Raw genomic sequence first — 21,643 nt, 5'->3', positions numbered from 1 at the left:
GCAACGGCACTTCAGATCATGCTGACAAACAAGCGAAACGTGCTCGATTCGCCGAAAGCCCCATTACGGCATCTTTCTCTTTCCAACCGCCAACTGGACCGCGGAAACTGACAAGGGTCCGACACCACCGCGGTTCCCAAGGGCTTCATACAGTCAGTGCCGGTTGGGGTCCAAGATCGGCAAGGAATATCGGCAACCCCAGCCCGGACGCGGCAATCGTCGCCCTATTATCAATGACTTATCTGATTTTCTCGATCGGCAAAAATCGCGCCTGCTGCGACTTTTCGGGCCCAAAAATCTGGATGTCCGACGTTCAGAGCAATCCCGCGTTACGGATTAGCTTGGGAAACGAAGGTGCTGCACCCCCTGCCACCTTGCAATTCAGCAATAATGTCGCTATATACCGTCATTATCACTGTAGGGGCATAGATCATGCACATCACGAACTTTGCAGAAGCTGGGCAATTCGAACCGCGCAAGATCGCCGCAGCCTTGCGCACTTCGGCTGAGGAAATCGCATTGACCGTTGGCTTGGGCAAAGATGCGTTGCAGAGGCGAACCCGCATCGGTTCGGACAAGACGCAGCGTCGCCTGCGCGAGTTGGTTGAGGTGCTGAACAAAGTCGAACCGCGCTTCGGCTCAGAACTGATGGCCTATGCATGGTACCGGTCAGAGCCCCTGCCCGGCTTTGATGGCCGGACAGCCATGCAGCTGGTGCAGGAAGGCAAAGCTCAGCAAGTTCTGGAATACATCGATGCGGTCGATGCGGGCGTCTTTGCCTGATGCCGCTGAAAGATGGGCGCTACACAGGGCCACTCTATCGCGCCCTGAACCCGGTCTATGCGCGTGAACCTCTCTCCGGACGAGGCGCTGAACTCTATGGAGGGCGCTTCAACGCCAAGGGCACCCCTACGCTCTACACCTCGCTGGATCCCGCGACCGCTCTTAGAGAAGCCAACCAGGTCGGCAGCCTGCAACCCACGATCCTGGTGTCCTACAAGGCCGACCTTGGGCCTATTTTCGATACCCGCCATCAGGACGGACTTGACCGGTATGGCGCGACCGAGGCGATGCTTGCCGACCCTGTATGGCGCATGAAGATGCTCGATGGCCAATTGGTGCCGACACAGGAGTTAGCACGCGCCCTCAATGCGGATGGGTTTGCAGGGCTTCTGATCCAGAGTTTTGCCAAGGGCGCGTCATCATCGGACTTCAACATCGTTTTGTGGGGCTGGGCTGGCAAAAACGGTTCTTTGGAAGTTGTGGATGACGAAGAACGGCTGTCACGCATGTGAGTTGTGAGACTTGGTGCCGGATCTGTCCACCGCGGTGGACATCGGCCGGTCGGAGAAACACGGAATGACCGCGCAGAAGCGCCCTATTGGAATTTGGCTCGGTAGCTATGATGCGTGTGGAAAGACCGCGGGTCATCCTGCCGTTACCCATGTTGGGCCGTTCGTGGTTGTAAGACCAGAGCCACTCCGTGGCAATCTGCTGAACCGCCTCAATGCTTTCGAAAATGTAAAGGTCCAGCCATTCGTGCCGGACCGTCCGGTTGTAGCGCTCGACATAGGCATTCTGCTGGGGCTTGCCGGGTTGGATATAAGACAGGGTGATGCCCTTGTTCTCAGCCCATTCCATGAGGGTGCCGCTGATGTATTCCGGGCCCTTATCGAAACAAATTGTTCCAAGAGCACCGCGCCATTCGATGATCTGGTTCAGCGCCCGCACGACCCGCTCAGCAGGCAGCGAGAAGTCGATCTCGATGCCCAAGCCCTCGCGGTTGAAATCATCCAGGACATTCAACAGCGAAAACTGGCGACCGTCGCCGAGGCGATCCGCCATGAAGTCCATCGACCACACCTCGTTCGGTGCGTCCGGCACAGCCAGCTCATCAGGTTTGTCCCGCTTCATCCGTTTGCGCAGCTTGATCCTGCGGTTCAGTTCCAACTCGCGGTAGATCCGATACACCCGCTTGTGGTTCCAGCCATGCCCCTAGACGTTGCGCAGGTAGAGAAAGCACAGACCGAAGCCCCAGCTCTTCTTCGCTGCTGTCAGCCCCAATAGCAGATCCGCGATTTGCTCGTTCTCATCGTCTAGGTTGGGGCTGTACCGATAGCAGGTCTCACTGACGTCGAACGCCCGGCACGCCAGCGCAATGCTGACCCCCTTCATCGCCACCGCTTTCACGGCCAACTCTCGGCGCTGAGCTCGCCGTCTCATTTTTTCCAAGCGCCTCCTTCAGGAGGTCATTCTGCATGCTGACGTCGGCATACATGCGCTTCAGGCGTCGGTTCTCCTCGGCCATCGCCTTCATCTCGCTAATCAGGCTGGCGTCCATGCCGCCGTACTTCGCCCGCCATTTGTACAGCGTGGCGCTGCTCATGCCATGTTCCCGGCACAGTTCGGCGGCAGGCACAACGCCCTCCATCTGGCGCAGCACGCCCATGATCTGCGCCTCGGTGAATCGTGTCTTCTTCATCGGAATCTCCTCGTTCATCCTGCCGAGAAAATTTTTCTTCCGCATCTCCTTTAGATCGGTGGGTATTACCATTGGACTAGTTGCCGGTCAGACGTCCACCGCGGTGGACACTAGGCGGTTTGCATAGCAGTTTTGGATAGACGCTTGATCAAAGCCATTGGATCAAACTGGTCTTGACGTTGGCCCAAGGTAATACTGTGAAAATACGCTCCAAAGTCCCTGATACGTTTTCCAAGTTGTAGCATGATGAAGATCGCGCATGACGCTTTCTGAGCTCCGACTGCATTCTTGGCTTTTTCGAATGTATCTGGGTGAATCCCCATCATGGGTGCAAGTGTTCGAGCATGGTTTTCAATTTCCAACCAGTTTCTAAGTCTCTCTGTGGAGAACGACGTCGCTTGATCGCAAACTGAGGTTAGCAAGTCTGGTTTCAGAGCTTCATTGCCTATGTTGCTATCTAAATCTTTTTTTTCTTCTTCAGACTTAGATTGGTGCCGGACAGTTTGTCCGTCATTGGCGGGCAATTCTACAGTTTCTGGTGGGTCATCTGGGGTATGTAAACTCTGGCATTCTCTGTCTGTGTCTGCGAGTAGCGCGTGGTATTCAGGAAGGCTCAGCTTCCTGCGTAGAGCTCTCCGTGCGTGGCTGATGAATGTGTTGCTGGGATCATGCTCTTCCAAGTGGGCGAGTTTTGTGAGGATCTGTTTGCGGGCAAATATCCGATCCCGCCGGTTATTTTCCATCTCATGTGCTATGGCGATAAGCTCGTTCGCACGTTGGAGGAGGGGGGTTAGAGATAGTCCATAACTGATGCATTCCCCGCTGGACGAGCGAACGCGGTAGCGCTTTCGGTTCGAGCTGTCATTGCGCTTGATGAAACCGAGTTCAACGAAACGGTTGATGTGTCTGCGAAGGGTCCGTTCGTCGATACCGCCGACGCGCTGGCAAATCGAGTCGTTGGACGCGAAAACCGTTTCCCCATGGCCGGGCTTCAAGAAACTGAGCATGGCTTGAAGTGTTTGGATATGGCCAGGACGCAGACCGAATACGCTACGTGCATCTCTCAGTGCCCTGAAGATGGTCCAGATGTCGGTTTCAGCCGCAGAAATTGAGCCGCAAGATGCATCAGCACCATCGGTTCTGATCGATAGTTTTGTAAATGCCATGGTTTGTTCACGACGACCGTTCGGCCCACAACTTCCCTGTCTCTTCCCAAGATTTCGCTCAGGAAAAGGCAATAAAAATCCGTCCACCGAATCGGTGACTCTTGACCAGTTTGCTGGAGGTTGCTACATCATGAGTGCTAATCGAATGATGAGGGCTCTCCAGGGGAAACTTTGGGGGGCTCTTTTCTTTCTGGTCTTCGCTTTTCTCCTCTGCTCGCGTTACTCGGTGTGGCTTGGGTTAGGACCCAGAGCCGCTCTCATTCCGCCACTGTTTGAAGAGCTGCAAAAGCGTTGCCTCCGCGCGCTCTTCGAACCATCGGCCGAATTCTGGGTTGTCCTTCTTGGCGATCTTGATGGCGATCGTTTTCTGATCGACTGTCAGTGTTCCCACGGAGCTACCGTCCCCGTCTTTGACGACGGACGTTAGGCTGCGGTTGGCTTGCTTCTTGTCGCTACGCGCCTTGTTCGAGCAAGCCGAGTAGACTGCCTGAAACTTCTCCGCGCTTGGAGTGTCGTCGGGCAGGGCGGCAATTGCCTCTTTGGCCGTGTTCACCAGATCTATCTTTTTTGAGAACGCGGCCAGGTCACCCCACTGCCGTCGTCCGATGCCATGTGCCGGCCCGATCAGCTGTACAAGCCCTTCTGGCAGTTGCTCTATGACGACGCGATGGTTGGATACGCCCTGCCGTGTCAAGCCTAGAGCATCCTGAATAACGTTTGGCTTGTAACCTGATTCCTGCATCTCTTTGATAAAAAGAGATTTCTCGATGAAAGACGGGTCTAGTCGGAGGTTGTTCTCTTGGCCCTGTGCGATCAGAGATGCGTCGTCATCCAAGGTTCGAACGATCGCCTTGACCGTTCCGCCGACCATGCGGATCGCTGCAAGTCTGCGTCGGCCGTAGATGATACGGTATCTGTCCGGTTGGGCCGATGGACGGACCATAATTGGCACTTGTTGCCCATGCTTGCGAATGCTTTCGGCCAACTCATCAATACTGGAATCCTCCAGTACCAACCGATCGCGCAGACCATCCATGTCAATCTGATCGGGCTCGATGTCCCGAATGGAATTCGCGGTAATCTCGCGCAAAGAGTCGCGCAATCCGCCAACAGATCCTGGCAGTTTTGCCGCTTTTGGCGGGGTAGGGGAGGGGGCCGCGCTCTGCTTCTCGTCCTTTGGAGGCTGATTGAAGATATTTCGGGCCATCAGCGACGCCCCCATGCCATTTGGATTGTTTGTTCCAACTCATCGCCAACGCCGTTCACGCTGGTCAGAGCGCGATCAATCGTTTTCCTGATGAACTGGCTCGGATCAACTTCGTAGACGGTTTGCTGGGTCATGCCGGCGTCCGAGATTGCTGTAGACTTCAGCATTGGCTCAGTCATGACCTGACCGGCCAAGATCGATCTCAGGTAGCCCGCCATTTGCGTCTGAGGCCCGTCCGAAGGCTCGTATCTCGTTATCAAGAACTTAACGAAGTCCCAGGTAACGCGCCGGCCAATGGCTTCTTCGACAGCCTTCACCGTTTCCGAAGCAAGCTTGAGGAACTGGCTCATAGAAGCAATGTCGAGCATGCCTGGTACCACCGTTACCAGGAGCCCCGTCGAGGCTGCCAACGCCGTTAGGGTAAGAAAACCAAGTTGAGGTGGACAGTCGATCAGAACGATGTCGTAATTCGCCTCTACTTCCTCAAGCGCTAAGGCGAGACGCTCCGCAAATATGGGCTGCACCCGGCGGGCGAGGGCGTTTGCCGTCTCAGTTTCGTATTCCGAGAGCATTAGGCCCGCTGGGACCATATCGAGCTTATGGAAGTAAGTTTTTTGGATAACGGCCGAGAGCGGAACTTGTTCCTCATATCTCAGGGCATCATAGATTGTGCCGCCTTCAGCGAACTCGAGCTCAGGCCGAAAGCCGAAAAAGGTGGTCAAACTTGCCTGCGGATCGAGATCCAAGACCAACACTCGGTAACCTCGCAAAGCATACCGTTGTGCAAGATGGATCGTTGCTGTTGTTTTTGATGATCCGCCTTTGAAATTGACGACAGATATCACCTGGAGACGATCGCCGTCACGTCGACCAGGGCGGTAGCTTTCTGCGTTCTTTCCGGTGCGCCCCAGAATGTCGCGCAGCTTATCGATCTCCTGGGCTGTGTAGAACCGGTGTCCGCGGTTGTCTGTTTGAACTTCCGGGAAGCTGCCGTCCTTGTGCCGGTTGCGCAGGTTAGATGTGCTCACGCGCAGGAGGCTGGCAACTTCGGTAGAACTGAAACGGCGCAGGGACTTTCGTTCTTCGGGCTCGAAAGCGATCTTCATCTGGCGATCCAAAGATTCAGCCAGATTGTCGGCAAATGCTCCGATGTCGGAAGAGCCTATGCCTTGCGCGTATCCAACGTTACGATCATCCATGTCCTGCCGCCCACTCTCGGCCTCTGTTGAGGCTCTTGGTCATTCTGACGGTGTACAGCGCGTCTGACGCGTTTTGCCGTCAGAACGGGAATGCCACGATCAAGTGAGTCCGGCAAGAAGAATCTAGATGTAGTGTGAAAGTTATCCACAGCACCAATACGTACAGTCACATCAAGATAACCGCAAGTTGTTGATTTTACGGCAATAAGTCCACAAGACCGTGCTTCAAGCCGCTCATGAGGATTGTTTGGACGGTATTGGCTAAACCCATGCAACCAATGGCACAATTGACCTTCTGACAGTGTTTGGAGCGATAGATTCAGCTGTTTGAGCCTCTGCTAGTTACAGTTGGGAGTGAGCCGATTCTGATGAAATTAGGCCAAGCCGCTCCGCGCGTTCGAGCAACATTTTGACCGAAGACGGCTGCCAGCTGGTACGACCTCGAGGGGTCCGTTCGCGCATCGATTCCAGCCGGTCGCAGATCGCCTGCAGCGTGATTTCGGGGTCCGCGCCTTTGATCGCTGCGACGATGGCCGGCAGGCGGTCATTGGTTTCGCGGCGTCCGGCGCGGCCAAGCACCTCGGCAGGAAGGAAACCGTCTCTGACATAGGCCTTCACAGCGCGGAGCAGTCGGCTTTGTGTCCAATGGCGATCTGGGGACAGTCGGCCATTGATGATCCGCAGCAGGTCTTCCCAGGCCATATCCGGCCGCAAGCGGCGCACATGGGGCACCCAATCCTGCGCGGTCTCGTTGAGGCGCTCCATATAGCCGTCCTGTCGCGCAAGCCGCACCTTGCGCAGCGCGGCGGGATCCTTGGCGCGTAGCCCAGGATTGCCACCAACGCGCCCTTTGGCGCGCGCAGAGGCAAGCCCGGCCTTGGTGCGTTCGCGGATCAGAGCGCGCTCGAACTCGGCCGCGGCACCCAGAACCTGCAGCGTGAACTTGCCTTGCGGGGATGCGGTGTCGATGGGATCCTGCAGGGAGCGGAAGAAGGCGCCCTTGGCCTCCAGACGTTCGATCACCTCCAGCAAGTGCGACAGAGACCGCGCAAGCCGGTCGATCCGCACAACGACCAGCGTATCGCCGCTCTGGACGCGTTCGAGCACGCGTGCCAGCACCGGTCGCGCGCGATTGCCGCCCGAGGCGTGCTCTTCAAAGATCTCGACGCAACCCGCAGTTTGCAGGGCCTCAGACTGGGGCAGGGGGGTCTGATCCTCTGTGGAAACACGGGCGTAGCCTATCAGGGGCATTGTCGCGTTTAGTTCCCGATTTCAATTGAAGCAGTAAGCTGAAACTGAAGCGCTGGAATTTCACCTTAGCGCTTCACCAATGGGTCAAGAATCCTGAGCTTCACAGCCCTGCGGCTTTGGTCAGGTTCACCCGGAACCTGTCGCGCCTGCGCTGATAGCGCCGGGTCATCTCGGCCGACGCATGTCCGAGTTGCTTTTGAACATAGCGCTCATCAACCTCTGCCGACGAGGCGAGCCCGGCACGCAAGGAATGCCCCGAGAACATTGCCAACCGTTTGGCTTCCGGCAAATCGGATCTGATGCCACTCTTCATAACGGTTGCCTTGATCAGTCGCGCTATGTGCTTGTCGGAAAGGCGGGACTCGAGGGCACGCTTGCCGTCCCGCGAGGTGCGCACGAAGACCGGCCCAAAGTCGATCTTCGCAAAGTGTAGCCATTGCTCAAGCGCGTGGACGGGACAGGTCTGGCCGCTTGAGCCACGCCCGACCTCAACCTCGCGCCATCCGGTCTTGGCATTGAGGGTGAGCAGGGCGCCGCCGTCGAAGACTTCGACCCAGCCGCCGGAGTCCGGTGTATCGTCCTTATGCACATCGAGGCAGACCACCTCCGACCGGCGCAGGCCACCTGCATAGCCCAAAAGCAAGATCGCCCGGTCTCGGAGCCCGCGGAGATCGTAGGAAAGGGTGGCCACCATGGCCTGGATGTCCTCAGGCAGGATCGCTTCCTTCTGGACCGGCGGGCGCGCATGCTTGCGTTTGATCCCGGCCAGAACGGTGGCGATATGCCGGTCCTTGCGATCAAGAGTGAACCCGCGCTGTCTGTAGTTCCAGGCAAGCCCCGAGAGACGGCGCTCGATCGTGGAGACCGAAAGGGTAGGGGCCTTCCCGGTTGGTGCAGCCAGATCAGCCACATAAAGTCCAATCATCTCGGGCGCGGGGGGCAGAGGTTCCGTGCCTTTCAACCGGCACCAGCGGCTGAAGTGTTTCCAGTCGGCCGCATAGGCCTTGTTCGTGTTCCCGGCTGTCGAGGCCTCGGCGTAGCCACGGGCGGTATCGATCAGCCGGTCGAGTGCGCCGGAGCCGGCCACATTGGCGGGCAGGGCGATTGAGGCTCGGTCCCGAGAGGTTCTCTTGTCGTGTTCGTCACCGTTCAACGAGTCATAGGACGCTGAGCTCGAAATCTCTGCGCCAGACGCGTCGGAATCCTCGATTTTGGTGCTGTTATTCGTAGGACTGCTCATGTTTTCGAGCATATCATTTTTACGCCCGATAACGCAAGGTTATTGGACATTAGAGCAAGAGATAGTGTGAGGCGGTTTCTACGCTATTTGCTGGCAGAAAGCGCCGTCTTGGGATAGCGTCCCGGCATGACGTTTGCTCGCGACATCCGCACCAGCGACCCTGAAACGATACCCCGGATGCCAGCCTGGGTCATCGCCACACGGGTTGAAACCCTTGAAGATGTGGCGTTTTTGTCAGGTGCAGCGCTTACTCACCTGTATCATGTGTTTGCACGAGACGATGTCCCCCAAGCATTGTTGCGGGACCGGCTGGCCCTGCACGCCGCAGAGGCATGCGTGGCGCTTTCCGGTCGGATGGAGAGGGCGGGGGAATTGCGCGACGCGGTGCACCTCCTGCGTCCCGGCGACCTTCCCGGTCCGGCAGGCGAAACCTACCTTGCCTGGCGTCGCGCGGTGGAACGGTCGGTGTCGGTCAAGGCTTTGAGCCGAGCTTTACCGACCATCGAGTCTTGCCAGATCGCCACGTGGCTGGATGCGGGAAATGGAGCGCCGGTGACCCGTGCCGCGATGGCGCTGGATGCTGTCCTGACGGAGGCACCCCGTGCCGAAGTCCCGGCGTTGATCCTCGCGGACGCCGCCCTCGCCCAGGCGCTTGGTTGGGATCATGTCGTGCCGCTGCTGGCCGCGGGTTTGAAACGCACAGACCTGCGCAAGCGGGGTGACGATTTGCGCCTAGCCTGTCATCGCGCAGTGACCGCATCCGCGGTCGAGGCCGCGCGTCTGGCTGTCGATCTCGCGCGTCGGGCTTCGCTTTTGAAAGGAGTTGCACCAAAGCTTCGGGCCAAAGGGGCAGGGGCGGCGGTGAAAATATTCCTGACGCAGGACGCCGTGGCGCCCAGTGCCCTGCCTTTGCCGGACCGCGCGGCGCGGCGGCTCTGTGACCGGCTTGTCGATCTCGGCGCGGTCCGTGAGCTAACCGGGCGCGACACATTCCGGCTCTACGGGGTGTAGCCATGAGCATGGACAGCGAAAGTGGGAACCGGTTTCGCGGTTCGGACATGCGACCGGAAAGGAAGTCGAAGGATCGACCAGAAGCTGAGCTTGATCGCGAGTTGCTCGACCTGCCACCGGAGTTGCGCTGGCGGGAATGGATGCGCCGGATCGAGGCGGTGCTGTTTGCCTCTGCCTCGCCTGTACCGCGCGAGGATCTGGCGCGCATAGTGGGGCAGGGGACTTCGGTTGATCTGCTGTTGGAAGACCTTGCCGCTGATCTGGAAGGGCGGGCGTTCGAGATTGCCATGGTCGCAGGGGGGTGGATGTTCCGGACGCGGCCTGTTTACGCGCCTGCGATCCGCGCCGCAGCGGATGTCGGAGACCAGTTGCTGGACCTGAACGAGTTCGACGTCGCGATTTTGGCGGCGATCGCCTACCACCAGCCGATCACCCGCGACGGGCTGAAGGATATCTTTGGCAAAGAGATCAGCCGGGATCTGATCGGGCGGCTGCATGCACACGGTCTGATTGGAACTGGGCCGCGCGCGCCGCGTCGTGGTGCCCCCTATACCTTCGTGACCACAGACGCGTTCCTCTCAGCTTTCGGGATGGAGAGCTTGCGCGACCTGCCAGACGCTGAACAGCTGAATGACGCTGGGCTGGCCGCGCGCCCTTGAAACCTGCTTCAGACCATCAGGGCACCTGCCGCTGCTGATGGAGCCGCGCGGCCGCCTGAACGAGATCCGCCAAATGCGGGCCAGCGGTGGTAGAGCAAGGCCCAGCTTTGGGCCGAGGCAGGACGGCATCGCTGAAGGATGTGACCAGTCCGCTCCAAGCTGGCGCAGCCTGAGCGACGCGTTTCCAATAAGAGATCGCGGGACTTCTTCGCGTTCCGAAAGGCGTCGACCGCCCTTCCGTCAATTGCCGAAGCAGATGATAGCGATCTCGATGAGGGAGGCGCGCGATGGACATGCGCTGTTTACCAAATTGAAAGCAGGCTGATCCAAGAAGGTCCGGGAGTGATCGCCCCTCTGCCATTCGATGCCCTGCTGCATGCAAACGAAGCAGATCGTCGATCAGGCGCTCCAGACGCCGAACTCCGTTGGCGGCGGGACGGGTGCGTTTGCAGAGGGCCGCGCCGCACCAGGCGCAGATCTGATGCGGCACAAGACGCTTCTGGCTGAACGGAGCCAATCCTTGTCCGCAAGACGGGCACCTGTCTCGAAGCCGACAACCGTGACGAAAGCAAGAAACGCGTGTCGCCAGGCTCCAGCCTCGGCGAAAATAGGGCGTTTCGTCTTCCGCCAGACAGGCCGGGCAGAATTGCAGCCAGGTCGCCTGCGTCTTTGGTGCGCAACTCTGCTGAGGCGATGCCCGCAGGGGCAAACGCAACCGGGCCAAGGGGTCAGGAGCAATGGTCAGAGCCGCGATGTCTTCCAAGGGTATGTGGGTATGTTCTCCCAGAAACTGCAGAATGCGATCTGGCATCGCTCGATCAAGACGTGCCGACCAGTTCTGACCTGGCGCTCCGAGAAGCGCACCAAAATAGTGCGGAGGTATGCCGTTTGCGTAAGCGAGGCGGTGCAGCCAGCTCGACAGAAGTTCACCTGGTGCGGGCATAATGCTCATGGGCCAACGGTTTCCCGCCGCGCCTTCATACCGCTCTGCAGGCGTCACGGAGATCCCGGTCGGCCCAAACCTCATGTCATCTCGTGACGCAAAGCGGAATTGCGGCGCCTCGAGAGAGGCACATAGCCAAGGTCCGACAGGGTTGCGCCCGTGATCCGGTCCTCACCGCGCGAGATTGCCGCAACTGCCGCCCTGGTGACTATCTCGATAACCTCGCCGATCAGCCCCTCTGACAGATCGTGGATGATCTTTGCCAAGGGTTCGCGCGACAGATCGGAGGCATTGGCTAGCGGCAGACTTACCTCAAGGCTGTCCAGAAGTGTCGCGAAATCCTCGTCATACGCCCAGCGTGGAATGGGGATCGTATCGAAGCGTGAGCCCATTTCGTCCGTGTCATGCACCGCATCGTAGATCGCGATTTCGCCGACAAGGACGGGTGAGATGTCATGCACTCGTGCGATCCGCCGCAAGAACGAGAAGATGGCCTTCACATCCTCGCGCCGCCCGCGCAACGCGCTGTGGAACTCGTCGAAGATCAAAAGGCGCGGCTTCAGGCGCTCCAGAAGATGATCGACCTGATCGCCGGCGCGGGCCAGGCTGCGCCAGCCAGCGGCTTGTGGCGCGCGCAATCCGGACAGGATGCTGGCATAGAAATGCGACAGCCCTGCACCTTCCCGGGTCTGAATCACCCACACCTTTTGCTGCTCGGCAACACGCAGATGTTCGACGGCGAAGCGTTCGGCGATCATGGTCTTGCCGTTATGGTAGGGACCGGCAAGCAGCAAACCGCGTGGGCGCAGGGATGGCGGTCGCTCAAGCAGCAGTCGCATCGCGTCATGCGCCGCGCCGGCCGCCGGATGGCTGATCCAGCGCGGCGCGCGCACATGGGCGATCCGCACTGCGTCATCGGCCTGCAAGAGTGGGACGGTGGCGGACATGAGGTGGTCCGGCACCTTACCAATCCTCGATTGGGAAGACCCGCCGCGGACGATCCGGGTCGAGCTTTGCCTGGGCCGAGGCGGAAGGCGTAGCGAAGTCGGCATAAGGCTTCTTTGCCTCGGTGGCATGCCGGGCGCGGGTCATCTCCTTCAAACGGCTTTTGGGGGTTTTGGCGGCGGCAACAGTTGCGGCGATTTCGCGTCGGATGGCTGATGCCTCCTGCACAGGGCGCCGCTGGATTTCGCGCCGCCGCTGTCGATCCGCCTGGTGCTGCCAGAGCGTGATCGGCTCGGCCAGTCCGTCCCGTCGCCTGACCGGCCGCCAAGCCTGGGTATCCGGATCCTTGACGTAGATATGGCTGATGTCGCGAGGATCATAGCACAGATCGAGCGGGGCCAGCCGGTCACGACGCGCAACCAGCGGGCCAAGCCAGGGCTCGAAATAGTCGATGGCGAAGAGACTGAAGCCCTGAGGTGAAATCTTCCGCGTCTTGCGTGGCAGGAAATTCAGCAGCACATCGACAGGTGCATCGATCGGCCGGTCTTTCGGCTGGAACCGATCTTCCCACTCTTTCGCCGGAACGGTCAGCTTGCGCGCATTCTGGCTCAGGTTGTGGTCGATGATCGCGAGCGCGATGCAGCGTTCGAGATCCGCGAAGCTGAGCCGTGCCCGCGCTTCCGAGGCATAGTCGCCCCGATCCGCGATGGAACGCCCCGTCTTGCCCGGCAAGGCGCGTAGCGCGGTGTTCACTTTCCCCAGCAGGCGTTCGACGACTCCGCCCCGATGCACGGTGCCCTTGTTCCGCATGCGAATGGAAATACCATAGTCCGCGCATCCTCTGCTGAAGGTGCTGCTTTGGAATTCCTTGGCGGAATCGACGACGATCTGCTTTGGGCGACCGTGCATCGGCCAAGCATGATCGATACTGCGTTCTGCCAGCCAGTCAATCTTGCAGCACATCGCGTGCGCCAGACAAAGTGCCACAGACAGTCGCGACGGCCGCTCGAGGGTCAGGCAGAAGCCGATGATCGCGCTCGTGGCCACATCTGCAGCGATGGTCAGATAGGGGCGCCCAACGAAAACACCGTAGTCATCAATAACCTCGACAAACTGGATGTCTGCCGGCGTGTGATCGATCTGGACAACGTCGAGCGCGTGGTTAGCCCGGATGTAGCCCGGTCGCGGCTTTAGCCGGTGCAGGTGTTTACCATCTGACAGGCGACGGCGGGCAATTTCTTCCGGGGCAAACAGAGTGGGGATCCGCCGGGCGACAGTGACATAGGCGGGCGGCCTGTGCCCTTCCTCTGCGCAACGGGCGCGGATCTCTTCAACGATTGGTGCAAGGTCCGGCTGCTCGGGGCGCAACCACATCTCCCGCAGGGTCATCGCAATGATGCTCTCGACCGCGGGACTGATCCTAGGTTTCCTTGTTCCACTCGTTTGCGGCAGCAGGGACGATACCCTGCGCTCTTCCCGATACCGCGCCAGATAGTTGTAGACTTGGCGTGTCGAGAGCCGCAGCTCGGATGCCGCGCGCACCACGGCCTCACGCACGGGCGCCACTCCGTCAAGAATCCGGTCCAGCTCACGCGCGGTACGCGTTGCCTTGGTCCACGCTTCATCCGAAACATGCCCTCCGCCGGACATCATCGATATGACGCTTTCGAGACTGGCTGCGCCGTGCGCCAACAGAGCCGCCACTCTTTGAAATACGGAACCAAAATTGAAGCCTTAAGCTGAAAAATGATGTGTGCTTACCCCGTATCATCCAGAAATCACGTAATAATCATGTGCTGAAATGGTGAAGAAAATGCGACACTGGTTCCTGCCTGGACCACTCGAAGAAGAGCCGGATGATTTCCCTCCGGGTCCACGGGCAGAACCACCAGACACTGCTGTCATCGAACACTGGGCAAAGGCAGAAAGCGTTTACTCCGCGCGACTCGCACGGGTTGCTGGACGCCTGGGTGCTCTGGATGACCGGCTGCTTCGCGGCCCGGAGGGCTGGAAGCATCGGCTCGCTCTTATCGAGGCAGCGGACCTCAGCTGGTTCGCAGGGGATCGGGTGAGTTCTGATCGTCTGGCGCTTTGGGTATCGATGCGGCTGTCAGGTGCACAGGATGATCCAAACGCCCTGGCAAGAGTTGGATGGGCTGTTCGGCGCCTGACAGGCGGTCCCGGACCGAAGGCTGACTTGGCCGCCTTTCTGGATCGCCGCGATCCCGAGAACACAGAAGATTGCGCTGAGCGTTTCGAAGATCGCGCGGGCGGATGGTTGGACGTAATGGCTGCAGCAGCCGATCTCCACCCGATCACCAGGGCTTGCATGGGTTTTCATCTCTGGAGTCTGGCGGGCCTCGGACAGCACGGCGACCAGATCGAAGCCGCCGTCACCGCGTCCAGGATCGCGGCCAGCGACGGAAGCGGTGCCGTCTTCGCACCGCTTGCTATGGGCGGGGCAGGGGGGCTGCGTGTCTCGGGTATGCCAACCGAACGCTTGGCACTCTGGTTGGATGGGATGAACAGAGCAATTCTGACGGCGATGCGAACGCTTGACGATATCGAAGCGTGGACGGGTCGGGCAGAAAACGTCATGGCGCAATTGTCTGGCCGCACGCCGGTCGCCTTGCGAAAGACTTTTTCTCAGTGGCCCTTGGTCTCCGCCCCAATGGCTGAGGCGATGACTGGAGCCAGCCGTGCCGCCGTTCAGCGAAATCTAGTATGGTTGGAAGAAAAAGGTTTGATCCGAGAGATTACAGGTCAAGGGCGATACAGGATGTGGTCAATCGAATGGCGACTTTTGCGCAGAAAGAGGGAAGCCGAAGCGATGTAAGAACATAAGACCGCTTAAGCGCCGAATTTGCGTGACAGTTGGTGAATAGCGCATCAGCGATGTGCAAATGAAACAAAAGCGTCATCTAGCTGTCACCTGGACGTTTCAATCCCTCGAAATCATCCGGACGAATTTAACACTGGGGGATCACCATGAAACTTCGTTCTGTCCTGGCCGGCGCTGCGCTGGCGATCACTGCCGCTGTCGCGGCGCAAGCTGAAACCTGGAAACTGGCCGTCACTGATGTTGAGGGTATGGAACGCCTTCAATTGGAATGGGGTCCGTTCAAGGACGCGCTTGAAGCGGCCACTGGCGACACATTTGAATTCTTTGCCGTGAACTCGCGTACTGCCGCCGCCGAGGCGCTGCGCGGTGAAACGGTTGATTTCGTTGTATCCGGCCCTGCGGAATATGTGGTCATCAACAAGCTGACCAACGCCACACCGATCATTGGCCTTGGACGTCCTGACTATCACTGCGCCATCATCGTGCGCGCAGACAGCGGCATCAACACGGTTGCGGACCTGAAAGGCAAGAAGGTGGCCTTTGGCGACATTGGCTCCACTTCCAACATGCTGTGCCCGATGCAGGTTCTGGCCGACTACGGCCTCGACCCGGTCAACGACATTGAGAAGACCCACACCTCCCGCAACATCGCGCATGAAGCGCTGAAGAATGGCGACGTGGACGCTTTGGGTTCAAACGCGGGCAGCTGGCTGAACGTGCGAAACGCTGAAACGGACCTGCCTTACGGGTTCTTCAAGATGATTGCGCGCTCGGGCGATCTGCCGAACGACATGATCATGGTTGGTGCCCATGTGCCTCAAGAGGCCGCGATGAAAGTGCGCGATGCGATCCTGGCCAACAAGGACAGCATCATTGCGGGGATCACCGCCCACGAAGAGAACGACAAGTATGTTGGCATGGACCTCGTCTCGATCGAGGACAGCGCTTACGACTATGTCCGTTCGATGTATTCGAACGCAGGCTACCCGCAGTTCGACAATTTCATTGGTGACTGAGTTGAGTGTCGAAACGCTGGTCGCGCCTGCGCGACCGGACCAGACCGGGGCGGAGATCTCTGCCCCGGTTTTGCCTGTTGATCTGCGTGTGACAGGACTGGCAAAGAGCTTTGCCGGAACGCCAATCTTCAAAGATGTCTCTTTTGGTTTGTCCCGTGGTGAAGCCGTCGCGATTGTCGGCGCGAATGGCACGGGGAAGTCGACGCTGCTGCGATGCCTGATGGGGTTGATCCCTGCCGATGCCGGAGCAATCAACGTCTTGGGCACAGATGTGCGGAACTCTTCAAGCGCTGGCCTGCGCGCCATGAGGGCGCAGATGGGACTCGTGAGCCAGAAACACAATCTGGTGCCGCGCCTGTCAGTTCTTTCGAATGTCGTGCAAGGGCTCCTAGGCCAGCGCCCCGGCATCCGCCACTGGAGCCAGAGCTTCGCGCCAATCGCGTCGCGCGAGGCGGCGCTCGCGGCGCTTGAAAAAGTTGGATTGGCGCATCTGGCAAACCGCCGAGCGGATCGCTTGTCGGGCGGTCAATCACAGCGCGTGGCCATTGCCCGCGCGTTGGTTGGCCAGCCCAAGATCCTGATTGCGGATGAGCCGACCGCCTCGCTGGATCCGGCAGCAGGCGAAGACGTCATGGATCTGTTCTTTGACCTTGCCCGCCAGGAGGGTGTGACGGTGATCTTTATCTCGCACAACATCGACCATGCCCTTCAATACGGCGACCGAGTGCTCGGCCTTGCCGAAGGAGGCATGCCGCTGGATTCGCGTGCATCGAGCCTAAGTGCCCAAGAATTGCGAGGTCTCTATGACTGACACGTCTTTTCCCATGGGGCTTCCCTCCCGCTATGAACGCCCCTCAGCGCTGGCGTTTCTGGTCTATGCCGCCGCGATCGTGATCGTCTTGTGGTCCTTTGCAGGAGCAGGCTTTTCCATCGATAAGGTCATCTCCTCGCCGCCGCGTTTTGCGGACTTCATAGACCGTGCCTTCCCGCCTAACCTAGACCCTAAAGTGCTGGCGCGGCTCGGCTGGAAAATGCTTGAGACCTTGCAGATCGCGCTTGCGGGTGCGGTGATCGGGATCATTCTATCGGTCCCGATTGCTCTGTTGGCCGCGCGTGGACTGATCGCGCCGACTTGGATCAATCAGATCGTGCGCACGGGGCTAGGCTTCATCCGCGCGGTGCCGGATATCGCATGGGCCTTGGTCTTTGTCGTGGCGGTGGGCCTCGGCCCCTTTGCGGGCATGCTCGCAATTGCCATCGACACAATTGGGTTTTGTGGCAGGTTTTTTGCGGATGACATGGAAGCCGCCGACAAAGGTCCTTCGGAAAGCCTGACAGCCACCGGCGCGCGAAAGCTGGACGTGGTTGCCTGCGCTACGATCCCGGCGGCTATGCCTGCATTCATCTCGACCTCGCTTTTCGCGACGGAAAAGGCGGTGCGATCGTCGACCATCCTTGGCCTTGTGGGGGCCGGTGGCATCGGGATCGAGTTGAAGGTCGGGTTTGACCTTTTTGACTACCCGACTGCCATGACGGTCATCCTGATGATCGCCGTTGTGGTCATCTCAATAGAATACCTTTCGGGCTGGGCCCGGACAAAGATCATCGGAGAACAACGTTGAACGTCATCACCAAAACCGACACAGCGGACCAGCATTGGAGCAAGATCTGGGACGAGATCGCAGAAGGCTCCAAATGGTTGACGCCGGAACGGGACGTCAAACGCTGGGCCGAGGGCTTGGCAGCAGGCTCCGCCATCCTTGACCTCGGGGCCGGCGTGGGCCGTCACGCCTTGGCTTTACAGGCCGCCGGTTTTGAGGTGACGGCACTCGACGCCGCCCCCGAGGGATTGGCCGAAATCGACAAGGCGGGCACCGGCGTGACGACCCAACTGGGTCGCATGGATGACCTGCCGTTCGAGGATGGCGCGTTCGACCATGTGCTCAGCTGGAACGTGATCTACCACGGCGACGAAACCGTGCTTCTGAATACCATTGCCGAGGTGCGCCGGGTGCTGAAACCGGGCGGGACATTCATGCTGACCATGCTGTCCAAGCGCCGCCTATGGATCGACCGCGAAAAGCTGAACGGTCCGAAGGAAATCAGTCGCAACACATGGGTGTTTGACGAAGACAGATCGGACAAGCGCCACCCGCATTACTATTGCGGTGCAGTGGAGATGCTGGCGCTTTTCCAAGGGTTCGAAGTGATGTGGATGGAGGACCGTGAGCATGAAAAGCCCGGGTCCTGGCACTGGCATCTCATACTGGAGCGTCAGGCATGATCCAGACCTTCGTCGGGGCGGAGGTTTACCTGCCTGGTGAGATTACGGATACAACCGTCACGATCGAAAGCGGGACCATCGTCGAAATTGGTGGTCCGGTTCAGGGTCTGGAAATCGACGCGCGCGGCAAGATCCTCGCGCCTGCGCTGATCGATGTGCACGGGGATGCGTTCGAGCGGCAGATGATGCCGCGTCCCGGGGTCTATTTCCCGACAGAAACCGCCTTGATTGACACCGACCGGCAGTTGGCCGCCAATGGGATCTCCACGGCCTATCATGCCATCACTTTGGGGTGGGAGCCGGGCTTGCGCGACGTTGCGCGCGGGCGCGAACTGATGCAGGCCATGCAGGACCTCGCGCCGCGTCTGACGGTAGAGAACCGGGTGCAACTGCGGTGGGAGACCTTCGCCTTCGAGGCGCTGGACGTGATTGAATGGGCGCTCAAAGGACCGCTTTTGCCGTCCGTTGCCTTCAACGATCACACCTCCATGACGATGCGGGCCTATGATGTGCCTATTCAGGACCGGGCCTTTGAACTGTCCCCGGACTTCTCGATTGCGTCGCTTGATGACGAGCGGATGAAAAAGCGCACCGCGTCCAAGGCGCATCGCGCGGGCCTCAGCGAAGAAGACTACATCGCTCTGCTGGGTAAGGTCTGGGATCGTCGGGGTGATGTGCCGGGGGCCATCGCAAAAGTTGCGGAGATGGCGCGAGAAGCGGGCGCGCCGATGCTGAGCCATGACGACACCCGCGCCGAGACGCGCAGCTTTTTCCGCGATTTCGGTGCGTCGGTCGCCGAGTTTCCGATGGTGATGGAGGCGGCCGAGGCGGCCCGTGACGGAGGCGATCTGATCATCTTTGGCGCGCCGAACGCGGTGCGCGGCGGCAGCCATATCGGATCGCTTGGCGCGGGCGATATGGTCGAGGCGGGTCTGTGCGATGCGCTGGCGTCTGACTATTTTTATCCCGCCATGCTTGCTGCGATTGATCGGCTGGATCGCGAGAAGCGCGCGGATCGTCTGGCCTTGTGGTCGCTGGTCTCGAACGGTCCGGCGCGGGCCATGGGTCTGGACGACCGGGGAGACATCGCTGTAGGCAAGCGTGCCGATCTGGTGCTGGTGGATTGGCCGCAAGGACAAACTCCAGCGATCCAAGGCACCTGGGTGGCTGGCCGCTGCGCCTATCGCGGGATACCGCTTGCTGCATGACATGGAACCGGGACTACCTGCCCGCCATTGGTCTCGGTATCACACAGATCATGGGCTATGGCACCTTGATGTATGCCTATGCGGTACTTCTGCCGCATATGGCCACTGATCTTGAGCTGAGCCTGAGCCAGATTTTTGGTGTCCTCTCGGCGGGGCTTTTGTTTGGTGGGCTGGTCTCGCCGCTGTCGGGCCATCTGACAGACCGGTATGGCGGCAGATGGGTCATGGCGGGCGGCTCGGTTGTGGCGGGACTGGCGTTGATCGCCATGAGCCAGGTCACCACATGGCAGCAACTATTCGTCACGATCCTTGTGGCCGAAGGCGCGGGCATGTTCGTGCTGTATAACGTGGCCTTTGCCGCCGTGGCGCGGCTTGATCTGAGCTTGCCTGCGCAGCGTTCAATCTCGATCATCACGCTCTTTGGCGGAGTCGCCTCGACGATCTTCTGGCCTCTGACACTGGCGCTGTTCATTGCATACGGCTGGCAAACAACCTGGGTGATCCTTGGGCTCGCGTATCTGATCGTTTCGCTGCCGATCCATGTTGCTGTCCTGAGTGGTCCGGAACGAGACGCACATAGCGCGAAAAGGGCGCAGACTTCGGACTGGCCCGAGTTGCAGGGCGCGGCGCGCAAGCGTGGGATGTTCTGGATGGTGATCTCGTTCATCTTCTCGGGCTACCTGATGGGAGCCGTGATGACGCTTTGGGTCACTAATGTGCAGGACCTTGGGCATACCGCCGCGATGGCCGCCCTCGCCGGCGCTGTCATAGGCCCGTTCAAGACGGTCGGCCGTTTCTTCGAAATGCTGATCACCCGCAACATGCACCCGCTGGGCACCTATCTTCTGGCATTGTCGCTTCAATTTGGCGGATTCGCGGTACTCTTGTCAGTCGGTTTCACCGTGACCGGTATCCTGATCGCCGCCGCGATCTATGGCATGGGCGACGGGATCAAGACGATTGTGCGTGGCACGCTGCCGCTCGCGCTTTTTGGCCATAAGGGCTATGGCGCGCGGCTTGGCTGGATTTCGTCTGTGTCGATGGCCGTGAACGCAACCGCGCCGTTCGTCTTTGCCTGGCTCACGCAGGTTTATGGCGGCTGGTGGAGTTTTGCCGTCATGGCGATTTGCGTGGCTGTTGCATTCCTCGCCTATCTCAAGATCGAAGACCCAAGGAGAGACCCAGCCTATGACCCCGCTTAAGATTGGCGCTTGTCTTGCGCCGCATGAAATCGCTGACCATCGCACGTGGCTCTTTGACGATGCGCGCGATATCGAATTGCAGGGTTTCAGCACGCATAAAGACCTGACGACCGAATTCGAAGACCGCATCAGCGCTGCCAAGGAAGCGTTGAACGGATTTAAGGGTCGTCTTGGAATGCACGGGCCCTATGAAGGGCTTGACATGGACAACAAGGACCCCGAACTGCGCCCGCTCATTACTGCGCGGTATCTCAAAGCGCTGGAAGCGGCGGATCGGGTTGGCGCCCAGCAGATGGTGCTGCATTCGCCGTTCAATCGTTGGTACGCATGGAACCGGCTCAACAAGCCGAATTATTGGGAGACCAAGCTGGAGCGTATCCATGATGTGATGATGCCTGTCGTCAAAGCGGCGGAGAAGGCAGGGATCACACTGGTGATCGAGAATATTCTGGACGTAGAACCGGCCAGCCGCCGCGCGATGGTCGAAAGCTTCGACAGCGACGCGATTGCGCTCTCTATCGACACCGGCCATGCGCATCTCGCGCGCCGCATGTCGGGGGCGCCACCGGTGGATTACTTTGTGCGGGATGCAGGCGACCAGTTGCGACATGTTCATCTGCAAGACCTCGACGGGCACGCCGACCGGCACTGGGCACCGGGTGAAGGCGAGATCCATTGGCAAGAGGTGTTTCGTGCGCTGTCAGAATGCGCATCCAACCCACATCTGGTGCTGGAGCTTCGCCGCAAATCAGACATACCTCAGGGCTTTGCCTACCTAAAAAGCCTCGGCCTGGTGGAATGATCGCGACCTTCAAACGACAGGTCGATTCGCGACGCACATGCTCGCATTTCAATCGACCTGAGAGGGTTTAGCTCCGAAAAACTAAACAAAAAATGGCATCAACGATCTAGGCCCAACAGGCCCGAGCGTGCATATTTGATCATTTGAAGGAACAATTGGAGAACGTTTTGGCTGTTGACGGTTGTG

Annotated in this window: 20 protein-coding genes and 1 pseudogene; 12 read left to right on the top strand and 9 right to left on the bottom strand. The window is 59.2% G+C overall.

The annotated features are described in order from the left end of the window. Positions 1–432: 432 nt before the first annotated feature. Positions 433–783, top strand: a complete 351-nt coding sequence (locus I3253_RS19535; RefSeq protein ID WP_152467386.1) for an MbcA/ParS/Xre antitoxin family protein — start codon at positions 433–435, stop codon at positions 781–783. Further along, complete coding sequence (locus I3253_RS19530) at positions 783–1,295, top strand: RES family NAD+ phosphorylase (protein ID WP_152467387.1); 513 nt, start codon at positions 783–785, stop codon at positions 1,293–1,295. The genes I3253_RS19535 and I3253_RS19530 overlap by 1 nt, the downstream gene beginning before the upstream one ends. 103 nt (positions 1,296–1,398) lie before the next feature. Here the strand turns inward: I3253_RS19530 and I3253_RS19525 are convergent. From I3253_RS19525 to I3253_RS19500, 6 genes and pseudogenes are all read right to left on the bottom strand, one after another. Continuing rightward, positions 1,399–2,482, bottom strand: a pseudogene (locus tag I3253_RS19525) (IS3 family transposase); the annotation flags it as partial. 110 nt (positions 2,483–2,592) lie between these two features. Continuing rightward, positions 2,593–3,648: a plasmid replication protein RepC gene (gene repC, locus I3253_RS19520; protein ID WP_152467388.1), complete on the bottom strand. Its 1,056-nt coding sequence runs from the start codon at positions 3,646–3,648 to the stop codon at positions 2,593–2,595. Between the two features lie 238 nt (positions 3,649–3,886). Beyond that, positions 3,887–4,855, bottom strand: coding sequence for a plasmid partitioning protein RepB (repB, locus tag I3253_RS19515; RefSeq protein ID WP_232237241.1), 969 nt, complete (start codon positions 4,853–4,855; stop codon positions 3,887–3,889). Beyond that, positions 4,855–6,054, bottom strand: coding sequence for a plasmid partitioning protein RepA (gene repA, locus I3253_RS19510; RefSeq protein ID WP_152467390.1), 1,200 nt, complete (start codon positions 6,052–6,054; stop codon positions 4,855–4,857). The genes repB and repA overlap by 1 nt, the downstream gene beginning before the upstream one ends. A gap of 342 nt (positions 6,055–6,396) precedes the next feature. Beyond that, entirely contained in the window at positions 6,397–7,305 is a 909-nt protein-coding gene (locus I3253_RS19505) for a recombinase family protein (protein ID WP_152467450.1), read from the bottom strand. A gap of 100 nt (positions 7,306–7,405) precedes the next feature. Next, positions 7,406–8,557, bottom strand: coding sequence for a tyrosine-type recombinase/integrase (locus I3253_RS19500; protein WP_232272209.1), 1,152 nt, complete (start codon positions 8,555–8,557; stop codon positions 7,406–7,408). Positions 8,558–8,671: 114 nt separating this feature from the next. Here I3253_RS19500 and I3253_RS19495 point away from each other — a divergent pair, with 114 nt between their 5' ends. Beyond that, positions 8,672–9,556 carry a DUF1403 family protein gene (locus I3253_RS19495; protein WP_197919469.1) on the top strand — a complete coding sequence of 295 codons (885 nt, stop codon included), beginning with the start codon at positions 8,672–8,674 and terminating at the stop codon, positions 9,554–9,556. Positions 9,557–9,603: 47 nt separating this feature from the next. Next, positions 9,604–10,215 carry an SMC-Scp complex subunit ScpB gene (scpB, locus tag I3253_RS19490; protein ID WP_197919471.1) on the top strand — a complete coding sequence of 204 codons (612 nt, stop codon included), beginning with the start codon at positions 9,604–9,606 and terminating at the stop codon, positions 10,213–10,215. 16 nt (positions 10,216–10,231) lie between these two features. On the opposite strand, the gene I3253_RS20755 is transcribed toward scpB, so the two are convergent. From I3253_RS20755 to I3253_RS19475, 3 genes are all read right to left on the bottom strand, one after another. After that, positions 10,232–11,158 (bottom strand): TniQ family protein, encoded by a 927-nt coding sequence (locus I3253_RS20755; RefSeq protein ID WP_408647861.1) that lies wholly within the window; start codon positions 11,156–11,158, stop codon positions 10,232–10,234. A gap of 80 nt (positions 11,159–11,238) precedes the next feature. Continuing rightward, on the bottom strand, positions 11,239–12,105 hold the full coding sequence (locus I3253_RS19480) for a TniB family NTP-binding protein (RefSeq protein ID WP_009573528.1): 867 nt from the start codon (positions 12,103–12,105) through the stop codon (positions 11,239–11,241). A gap of 16 nt (positions 12,106–12,121) precedes the next feature. Beyond that, positions 12,122–13,795 (bottom strand): Mu transposase C-terminal domain-containing protein, encoded by a 1,674-nt coding sequence (locus I3253_RS19475; protein WP_232272208.1) that lies wholly within the window; start codon positions 13,793–13,795, stop codon positions 12,122–12,124. A 109-nt stretch (positions 13,796–13,904) separates the two neighbouring features. On the opposite strand from I3253_RS19475, the gene I3253_RS19470 reads away from it, so the two are divergent. The 8 genes from I3253_RS19470 (at position 13,905) to I3253_RS19435 (ending at position 21,457) form a co-directional block, all read left to right on the top strand. Further along, complete coding sequence (locus tag I3253_RS19470) at positions 13,905–14,939, top strand: helix-turn-helix domain-containing protein (protein ID WP_197919468.1); 1,035 nt, start codon at positions 13,905–13,907, stop codon at positions 14,937–14,939. Between the two features lie 152 nt (positions 14,940–15,091). Beyond that, positions 15,092–15,961, top strand: a complete 870-nt coding sequence (gene phnD, locus I3253_RS19465; protein WP_197919467.1) for a phosphate/phosphite/phosphonate ABC transporter substrate-binding protein — start codon at positions 15,092–15,094, stop codon at positions 15,959–15,961. Beyond that, entirely contained in the window at positions 15,954–16,772 is an 819-nt protein-coding gene (locus I3253_RS19460) for a phosphonate ABC transporter ATP-binding protein (RefSeq protein WP_197919466.1), read from the top strand. The genes phnD and I3253_RS19460 overlap by 8 nt, the downstream gene beginning before the upstream one ends. Beyond that, positions 16,765–17,583 (top strand): phosphonate ABC transporter, permease protein PhnE, encoded by an 819-nt coding sequence (phnE, locus tag I3253_RS19455; RefSeq protein WP_197919465.1) that lies wholly within the window; start codon positions 16,765–16,767, stop codon positions 17,581–17,583. Before I3253_RS19460 ends, phnE begins: the two co-directional genes overlap by 8 nt. Further along, complete coding sequence (locus tag I3253_RS19450; RefSeq protein ID WP_232272206.1) at positions 17,580–18,245, top strand: class I SAM-dependent methyltransferase; 666 nt, start codon at positions 17,580–17,582, stop codon at positions 18,243–18,245. Before phnE ends, I3253_RS19450 begins: the two co-directional genes overlap by 4 nt. Further along, a complete protein-coding gene (locus tag I3253_RS19445; protein ID WP_197919464.1) occupies positions 18,242–19,453 on the top strand; it encodes an alpha-D-ribose 1-methylphosphonate 5-triphosphate diphosphatase in 1,212 nt (403 codons plus the stop codon). The genes I3253_RS19450 and I3253_RS19445 overlap by 4 nt, the downstream gene beginning before the upstream one ends. Continuing rightward, positions 19,450–20,655 (top strand): MFS transporter, encoded by a 1,206-nt coding sequence (locus I3253_RS19440; protein WP_197919463.1) that lies wholly within the window; start codon positions 19,450–19,452, stop codon positions 20,653–20,655. The genes I3253_RS19445 and I3253_RS19440 overlap by 4 nt, the downstream gene beginning before the upstream one ends. Next, on the top strand, positions 20,642–21,457 hold the full coding sequence (locus I3253_RS19435) for a sugar phosphate isomerase/epimerase family protein (RefSeq protein WP_197919462.1): 816 nt from the start codon (positions 20,642–20,644) through the stop codon (positions 21,455–21,457). The genes I3253_RS19440 and I3253_RS19435 overlap by 14 nt, the downstream gene beginning before the upstream one ends. The last annotated feature ends 186 nt before the right edge of the window (positions 21,458–21,643 follow it).

This window comes from Thiosulfatihalobacter marinus (genome assembly GCF_016019955.1).
Taxonomy (GTDB): domain Bacteria; phylum Pseudomonadota; class Alphaproteobacteria; order Rhodobacterales; family Rhodobacteraceae; genus Shimia; species Shimia marinus_A.
The sequence above is the reverse complement of the archived record's forward strand: the minus strand, read 5'-3'. Positions and strand labels throughout refer to the sequence as shown.

Excerpts from the sequence above, each read along its gene's own strand:
- I3253_RS19535 (WP_152467386.1), top strand. The coding sequence starts at position 433 with ATGCACATCACGAACTTTGCAGAAGCTGGGCAATTCGAACCGCGCAAG.
- I3253_RS19530 (WP_152467387.1), top strand. The coding sequence starts at position 783 with ATGCCGCTGAAAGATGGGCGCTACACAGGGCCACTCTATCGCGCCCTG.
- repC (WP_152467388.1), bottom strand. The coding sequence starts at position 3,648 with ATGGCATTTACAAAACTATCGATCAGAACCGATGGTGCTGATGCATCT.
- repB (WP_232237241.1), bottom strand. The coding sequence starts at position 4,855 with ATGGCCCGAAATATCTTCAATCAGCCTCCAAAGGACGAGAAGCAGAGC.
- repA (WP_152467390.1), bottom strand. The coding sequence starts at position 6,054 with ATGGATGATCGTAACGTTGGATACGCGCAAGGCATAGGCTCTTCCGAC.
- I3253_RS19505 (WP_152467450.1), bottom strand. The coding sequence starts at position 7,305 with ATGCCCCTGATAGGCTACGCCCGTGTTTCCACAGAGGATCAGACCCCC.
- I3253_RS19500 (WP_232272209.1), bottom strand. The coding sequence starts at position 8,557 with ATGCTCGAAAACATGAGCAGTCCTACGAATAACAGCACCAAAATCGAG.
- I3253_RS19495 (WP_197919469.1), top strand. The coding sequence starts at position 8,672 with ATGACGTTTGCTCGCGACATCCGCACCAGCGACCCTGAAACGATACCC.
- scpB (WP_197919471.1), top strand. The coding sequence starts at position 9,604 with ATGCGACCGGAAAGGAAGTCGAAGGATCGACCAGAAGCTGAGCTTGAT.
- I3253_RS20755 (WP_408647861.1), bottom strand. The coding sequence starts at position 11,158 with ATGCCCGCACCAGGTGAACTTCTGTCGAGCTGGCTGCACCGCCTCGCT.
- I3253_RS19480 (WP_009573528.1), bottom strand. The coding sequence starts at position 12,105 with ATGTCCGCCACCGTCCCACTCTTGCAGGCCGATGACGCAGTGCGGATC.
- I3253_RS19470 (WP_197919468.1), top strand. The coding sequence starts at position 13,905 with ATGGTGAAGAAAATGCGACACTGGTTCCTGCCTGGACCACTCGAAGAA.
- phnD (WP_197919467.1), top strand. The coding sequence starts at position 15,092 with ATGAAACTTCGTTCTGTCCTGGCCGGCGCTGCGCTGGCGATCACTGCC.
- phnE (WP_197919465.1), top strand. The coding sequence starts at position 16,765 with ATGACTGACACGTCTTTTCCCATGGGGCTTCCCTCCCGCTATGAACGC.
- I3253_RS19445 (WP_197919464.1), top strand. The coding sequence starts at position 18,242 with ATGATCCAGACCTTCGTCGGGGCGGAGGTTTACCTGCCTGGTGAGATT.
- I3253_RS19440 (WP_197919463.1), top strand. The coding sequence starts at position 19,450 with ATGACATGGAACCGGGACTACCTGCCCGCCATTGGTCTCGGTATCACA.
- I3253_RS19435 (WP_197919462.1), top strand. The coding sequence starts at position 20,642 with ATGACCCCGCTTAAGATTGGCGCTTGTCTTGCGCCGCATGAAATCGCT.